The organism is Modestobacter sp. KNN46-3, from assembly GCF_011039295.1.
The window spans coordinates 89,205-95,582 of sequence record NZ_JAAKGN010000004.1; the positions used below are offsets into that span (position 1 = coordinate 89,205).

The 6,378-nt window shown below is 72.2% G+C and carries 9 protein-coding genes, 1 tRNA gene and 1 pseudogene; 2 read left to right on the forward strand and 9 right to left on the reverse strand.

Annotated features, from left to right (window positions below):
* Window positions 1-2: 2 nt before the first annotated feature.
* The 6 genes from rplJ to G5C62_RS02810 form a co-directional block, all read right to left on the reverse strand.
* Complete coding sequence (gene rplJ, locus G5C62_RS02785) at window positions 3-620, reverse strand: 50S ribosomal protein L10 (protein ID WP_036334256.1); 618 nt, start codon at window positions 618-620, stop codon at window positions 3-5.
* A 358-nt stretch (window positions 621-978) separates the two neighbouring features.
* Window positions 979-1,695 carry a 50S ribosomal protein L1 gene (gene rplA / locus G5C62_RS02790; RefSeq protein WP_164699911.1) on the reverse strand — a complete coding sequence of 239 codons (717 nt, stop codon included), beginning with the start codon at window positions 1,693-1,695 and terminating at the stop codon, window positions 979-981.
* Window positions 1,696-1,828: 133 nt separating this feature from the next.
* Entirely contained in the window at window positions 1,829-2,257 is a 429-nt protein-coding gene (gene rplK / locus G5C62_RS02795) for a 50S ribosomal protein L11 (protein ID WP_036334253.1), read from the reverse strand.
* A gap of 93 nt (window positions 2,258-2,350) precedes the next feature.
* Entirely contained in the window at window positions 2,351-3,247 is an 897-nt protein-coding gene (nusG, locus tag G5C62_RS02800; protein WP_156119051.1) for a transcription termination/antitermination protein NusG, read from the reverse strand.
* A gap of 43 nt (window positions 3,248-3,290) precedes the next feature.
* Window positions 3,291-3,749, reverse strand: coding sequence for a preprotein translocase subunit SecE (gene secE, locus G5C62_RS02805; RefSeq protein ID WP_206330439.1), 459 nt, complete (start codon window positions 3,747-3,749; stop codon window positions 3,291-3,293).
* 63 nt (window positions 3,750-3,812) lie between these two features.
* Window positions 3,813-3,888 (reverse strand) — tRNA-Trp (locus tag G5C62_RS02810).
* Between the two features lie 315 nt (window positions 3,889-4,203).
* Between G5C62_RS02810 and G5C62_RS28475 the strand changes: the two are divergent.
* Window positions 4,204-4,887, forward strand: a pseudogene (locus tag G5C62_RS28475) (aminotransferase class I/II-fold pyridoxal phosphate-dependent enzyme); the annotation flags it as partial.
* A gap of 107 nt (window positions 4,888-4,994) precedes the next feature.
* On the forward strand, window positions 4,995-5,354 hold the full coding sequence (locus G5C62_RS28480) for an aminotransferase class I/II-fold pyridoxal phosphate-dependent enzyme (protein ID WP_277424753.1): 360 nt from the start codon (window positions 4,995-4,997) through the stop codon (window positions 5,352-5,354).
* A 15-nt stretch (window positions 5,355-5,369) separates the two neighbouring features.
* On the opposite strand, the gene G5C62_RS02820 is transcribed toward G5C62_RS28480, so the two are convergent.
* From G5C62_RS02820 to rpmG, 3 genes are all read right to left on the reverse strand, one after another.
* Window positions 5,370-5,792, reverse strand: coding sequence for a MaoC family dehydratase (locus G5C62_RS02820; protein WP_164699912.1), 423 nt, complete (start codon window positions 5,790-5,792; stop codon window positions 5,370-5,372).
* Window positions 5,789-6,235, reverse strand: coding sequence for a MaoC family dehydratase N-terminal domain-containing protein (locus G5C62_RS02825; protein WP_164699913.1), 447 nt, complete (start codon window positions 6,233-6,235; stop codon window positions 5,789-5,791). Before G5C62_RS02825 ends, G5C62_RS02820 begins: the two co-directional genes overlap by 4 nt.
* Window positions 6,236-6,265: 30 nt before the next feature.
* The coding region (gene rpmG, locus G5C62_RS02830) for a 50S ribosomal protein L33 (protein ID WP_164699914.1) at window positions 6,266-6,378 on the reverse strand (113 nt) is incomplete at its 5' end.

A 6,378-nucleotide genomic window follows, 5' to 3' on the forward strand; every position in this document is an offset into this window, starting at 1 on the left:
GGTCAGTCGGTGCTGGCCGCGGAGTCCGCGGCAGCATCGGTCGTGTCGGGGGTGGTGTCAGCAGCAGAGTCGGCGGGAGCAGCGTCGTCCGAGGCAGCAGCGCCCTCGGCCGGCTTCTTCTCCTTGAGGGCCTCGGCCAGTCGGGCGACCTGCGACAGCGGGGCCTGGAACAGCCCGGCCGCCTTGGTGAGGTTGCCCTTCATGGCGCCGGCCAGCTTGGCCAGCAGGACCTCACGGGACTCGACGTCGGCGAGGCGGGTGACCTCGGCTGCGTCGACCGTGCGGCCTTCGACCACGCCGCCCTTGATGACCAGCAGCGGGTTGGCCCGCGCGAAGTCACGGATGGCCTTGGCGGCCTCGACCGGGTCGCCCTCGATGAAGGCGATCGCGGTGGGGCCGTTGAGCAGCGGGGCCAGGTCGGAGTGACCGACCGAGTCCGCCGCACGCTTCGTCAGGGTGTTCTTGACGACGGCGTAGCTGCTGCCCGCACCGAGGGAACGACGCAGCTCGGTCAGCTGCGCCACGGTCAGCCCGCGGTACTCGGTGAGCACGGCCGCGCTGGACTTCTGGAACCGCTCGGTGATCTCTTCGATCACCGCGGCCTTCGCCTGCGTGGGCATGGGCCTCCTCTCGTCTGTCGGGCGACCACCGGCGACGTGCGCCCGGGGCGATCGGGCCCGGAGACGAGGAACGCCCCGGCGCAGGGCGCACGGGGCGAGGGACGTTCACGGTCCGGGCGCTGAGCCCAGGCCGTGCCACGTTCGTCGAACCGTCCACCTGCGCGGGTCGTCCGGTCGTTTCCGGACCTTCGATCGCACGCGGACGTGCGACGACCAGCGGTCTTGGGGGGAACAGCAGGAAGAGTACACGGGACTGCCGGCCCGACGCACGCGGGCCCCGACGCACGAGGGCCCCGCAGCGACGTGCGCTGCGGGGCCCTCGTGGGGACGGGGTCCGTCGATCAGACAGGTGCGCCGATCAGGAGGGCTCGTCCACGGTGAGGTTGCGGGTGCGGTTCGGGTCGACCGGGATGCCCGGGCCCATGGTGGTGGAGACGGTGACCTTCCGCAGGTACCGGCCCTTGGCCGCCGAGGGCTTGGCCCGCAGGACCTCGTCCAGGGCAGCGGCATAGTTCTCCACCAGCTTGGCCTGGTCGAAGGACGTCTTGCCGATCACCAGGTGCAGGTTGGCCTGCTTGTCGACGCGGAAGTTGATCTTCCCGCCCTTGATGTCGTTGACGGCCTTGGTGACGTCGGGGGTCACCGTGCCCGTCTTCGGGTTCGGCATCAGGCCACGGGGGCCGAGGATGCGGGCGATGCGACCGACCTTGGCCATCTGGTCCGGGGTGGCGATCGCGGCGTCGAAGTCCAGGAAACCGCCCTGGATCTGCTCGATCAGGTCGTCGGAGCCGACGACGTCGGCGCCGGCGGCCTCCGCCTCGGCTGCCTTGTCGCCGGTCGCGAAGACGATGACGCGGGCGGTCTTGCCGGTGCCGTGCGGCAGGTTGACCGTGCCGCGGACCATCTGGTCGGCCTTGCGCGGGTCGACCCCGAGCCGGATGGCGACCTCGACGGTGGCGTCGTACTTGGTGGTCGAGGTCTGCTTGGCCAGACCGGCGGCCTGCAGCGGGCTGTAGAGCGTGTCCGCGTCGACCAGCTCGGCGACCTTGCGGTAGTTCTTGCCGTGCTTCGCCATGGTGGTTCTCCTTCCCCCGGGACGGGGGTCATGTGGTGTGCGGGCCTGGCGAGGCCCTCCCACGACTACTGAGGTGAGGTGCTGACCGGGTCAGCGATGGAACGGCCCCGGTGCCGGGAGGCACCGGCGTCCTTCACTTGACGGTGATGCCCATCGACCGGGCGGTGCCGGCGATGATCTTCTCGGCCTGCTCGAGGTCGTTGGCGTTCAGGTCGGCCATCTTGGTCTGCGCGATCTCGCGGACCTGGTCGCGGGTGACCGTCGCGACCTTGGTCTTGTGCGGCTCACCCGAGCCCTTCTCCACACCGGCGGCCTTCAGCAGCATGCGCGCTGCCGGGGGCGTCTTGGTGACGAAGGTGAACGACCGGTCCTCGAAGACCGAGATTTCGACGGGGATGACGCTGCCGCGCTGCGCCTCCGTCGCGGCGTTGTACGCCTTGCAGAACTCCATGATGTTGACGCCGTGCTGACCGAGGGCGGGGCCCACGGGCGGCGCGGGGGTGGCCGCACCGGCGTTGATCTGGAGCTTGATGACCGCGGTCAACCGCTTCCTGGGGGGCATGACTTCCTTCTTCGTGACGGTGGTGACTGGCTGGAACGGCTCCCTCGCAGGGCCCCACCCCGAGCCTGCGAAGGGTGGGGGGCGAGGGGGTCCTCAGATCTTGGTGACCTGGGTGAACGACAGCTCGACCGGCGTCTCGCGGCCGAAGATGGAGACGAGCACCTGGAGCTTCTGCTGCTCCGGGTTGATCTCGTTGATGGTCGCCGGCAGCGTCGCGAACGGCCCGTCCATGACGGTGACGGACTCGCCGACCTCGAACTCGACCTCCGGCGCGGGGCCGGCGCTGGGCGCCGCCTCGGTCGTGGAGACCGGCTTGGCGGTGGTGGCCGGCACCAGCAGGTTGACGACCTCGTCGATGCTCAGCGGCGAGGGCTTGGAGGTGGCCCCGACGAAGCCGGTGACGCCCGGGGTGTTGCGGACCGCACCCCAGGACTCGTCGTTGAGGTCCATCCGGACGAGCAGGTAACCGGGCAGCTTCTTGCGGTTGACCTGCGTCCGCTTGCCGTTCTTGATCTCGGTGACCTCCTCGGTGGGCACCTCGATCTGGAAGATGTAGTCCTCCATGTCCAGCGACGTGATCCGGGACTCGAGGTTGGTCTTCACCTTGTTCTCGTAGCCCGCGTAGGAGTGGATCACGTACCAGTCGCCGAACTGGCCACGCAGCGTCGACCGCAGGGCCTCTGCCGGGTCCTCGTCCTCCGCCGCCGCGGTCTCGAGGGCCTCGACGACCACGGGGTCGTGGTCGGGGGCGGGCTCGGCCAGGGGGTCGGCGACGAGGGTGTCGCGGCCACCGGACTCCACCTCGGGGACGGCGTCGGCGGAACCGGTGTCGGTGTCCTGGTCTGCGGTGTCGCTCGATCCCTCGGCGGACCCGGTCTCGCCGGCGCCCGTCTCGAGGTCTGCGCTACCGCGCACGTCCGCACGCGCGTCGTCGAGGTCGGTGCCCTCGACGGCGCTGTCGGTCTCGAAGGGCTCGCGGGGGTCAGTCACAGGGTCTCTTCCTTGTCGGGTGTGGTGCAGTCGCGGAGGGCGGTCAGCCGAAGACGGCGAGCACGCCCTGGGCGAAGAGGAGGTCCAGGCCGGCGACGATCGCGACCATGACCGCCACGAAGATGATCACCACGGTGGTGTAGGTGATCAGCTCCTTGCGACCGGGCCAGATCACCTTGCGCAGCTCGGCGACGACCTCGCGGAGGAACCGCCCCAGGTCCCGCTTCTTCCGCTGTTCGGCGGCGCGTTCGCGCTCGGCGGCGGCGCGGGTGCGCGTCCCGGTGGAACCCGTGTCCGGCGTCCGCCCGGAGGGACGGCTCGACGTGCGGGACCGGCGCTGGGTGGGGGTGGCGACGACCTTGTCCTCGTCGGTCTCCGCCTCGTCGGCGACGTCGGCCTCGGCGGCCTCGAGCGCTCCCGCGTCCTCCACGCCCGGCGTCTCGGCGTCGAGCTGCTCGGCGTCGACCTGCTCGCCGTTCGGCTCGCCGTCCTTCTCGCTCACAGCGCCTCGCTCACGTCGGTCCGGCTCACTTCGGTCGGCTCTTCTCGGTCGGTCGTCAGGTCGTGGCAGGGGTGACAGGACTTGAACCTGCAGCCTGCGGTTTTGGAGACCGCTGCTCTGCCAATTGAGCTACACCCCTAGGGAACGCCGGGTCCGCGTCGCGACGCGGCCCCAGTCTCGACGTGACCCCCCGAAGAGGGCCTCCGGGGCACGCCGGTGGCGGGGTCCCACAGGCCCCAGGTCGTCGAGTGTACGGGACCGGCCCGGCCAGCAGCCAACACGGGAGCCGGGGCGCCTCCGCGGGGGACACGGAGCGGGCTGGGACACCCGGTCCGTCTGCCACGATCGGATCATGCCGACCGCCCCCGCCCCCGGGTCCGAGCCCGTCGAACCGGCGCCATCGGCGGAGCGGCGGGTCTCCCGGCGGGTCGCCGCCATCGCCTCCTCCGCGACGATGGCCGCCGACGCCCGCGCCAAGGCGCTGCGGGCCACCGGGCGGCCCGTGATCAGCTTCGCCGCCGGCGAACCGGACTCCCCCACGGCCGACCACGTCGTCGAGGCGGCCGTCCGGGCGGCCCGGGACCCGGCGATGCACCGGTACACCCCGGTCGGGGGCCTCCCCCAGCTCCGGGAGGCGATCGTCGCGAAGACGCTGCGCGACTCGGGCCTGACCGCCCAGCCGACCGACGTCCTGGTCACCGCCGGGGGCAAGCAGGCGGTCGCCCAGGCACTGGCGGCGCTGCTCGACCCCGGCGACGAGGTGCTGCTCCCGACGCCGCACTGGACCACCTACCCGGAGGCGGTCCGGCTGGCCGGCGGCGTGCCCGTCCCGGTGGTCGCCGACGAGGCCAGCGGCTACCTGGTCTCCGTCGGACAGCTCGAGGCGGCTCGCACCCCGCGGACGAAGCTGCTGCTGTTCTGCTCCCCGGCCAACCCCACCGGCGCCGTCCACCCGCGCGAGGAGGTGGCCGAGATCGGCCGGTGGGCGCTGGCTGCCGGCCTCTGGGTGGTCACCGACGAGATCTACGAGCACCTGACCTACGACGGGACGACGGCGCCGTCGCTGCCCGCCCTGGTGCCCGAGGTCCAGCCGCGGTGCGTGGTCGTCAACGGCGTCGCCAAGGCGTACGCGATGACCGGCTGGCGGGTGGGCTGGCTGATCGGGCCGGCCGACGTGGTGGCCGGGGCGACGGCCCTGCAGTCGCCCCGGCCGGGCACGTCTCGAACGTCGCCCAGGCCGCCGCGGTGGCCGCGCTCAGCGGTGACCAGTCCTGCGTCGCGGAGCTGCGGGCCACCCTCGACCGGCGCCGCCGGACCGTCGTCCGGATGCTCCGGGAGATCCCGGGGATCGCCTGCCCCGAGCCACAGGGCGCCTTCTACGTCTACCCGTCGGTCACCGCCCTGCTCGGCCGCTCGATCGCCGGCCGCACGGCCGCCACCAGCGCCGAGCTGGCCGAGCTGCTGCTGGAACTGGCCCAGGTCGCCGTCGTCCCGGGCGAGGCCTTCGGCACGCCGGGGTACCTCCGCCTGTCCTACGCCCTCGGGGACGACGACCTGGTCGAGGGTGTCCGCCGGATGCAGCAGCTCCTGGGCTCCGCAGGCTGAGACCCGCGGACCCGATCAGCCCAGCGCGACGACGGCGCGGGCCAGGGACAGGACCTTGTCGCCCCCACTGGTCACGGTGAGGTCGACGCGCACCCGGCCGTCCTCGAGGAGGGCGGCGACCCTGCCGCGCACGGTCAGCTCGGCACCGAGGTCGTCGTCGGGCACCACGACCGGCCGGCTGAAGCGCACCGAGTAGTCGACGACGGCACCCGGGTCGCCGGCCCAGGCGGTGACCGCTCGGACGGCGAGGCCCGCGGTGAGCATCCCGTGCGCGATCACACCCGGGAGGCCGACCTCGCGGGCGACCCGCTCGTTCCAGTGGATGACGTTGAGGTCACCCGAGGCGCCTGCGTACCGGACCAGGTCGGCGCGGGTGACCCGGGAGGTCTGCTCGGGCAGTTCGGTGCCGACCTCGACGTCGGTCGGTCGCGGGCTCACGCCGTGCCCCGGACGACGAGCATCGAGCGGGTCGTGCACACCGGCTCGCCGTCCTCGGTGGCCAGGTCGACGCGGGTGGTCAGCATGTCGTTGCCGGCAACCGTCTTCACCGCGTCGATGGTGGCGGTGGCGACCAGTCGGTCGCCGGCCCGGATCGGGCGGTGGTGGGTGAACCGCTGCTCGCCGTGCACGACCCGGCTGTAGTCGAGCCCCACCTCGGGGTCCTCGACGACGACGTTGCCCGCACCGAGGGACAGCACGATGGCGAAGGTCGGCGGGGCGATGACGTCGGGGTGACCGGCGGCGCGGGCCGCGGCCGGGTCGCGGTAGACCGGGTCAGGGTCGGCCAGCGCCGTGGCGAACTCCGCGATCTTCTCGCGCCCGACCTCGTACACGGCAGAGGGCGGGTAGCTGCGCCCGACCAGTCCTGCGTCCAGCGCCATGCTCCCGCCCTCTCCTCGCGACCGCTGCGGTCAGCGCGTCTCGCGGTGGACCGTGTGCTTGCGGTCGGTCGGGCAGTACTTCTTCAGCTCGATCCGGTCGGGGTCGTTCCGCCGGTTCTTGCGGGTGATGTAGTTGCGGTTCT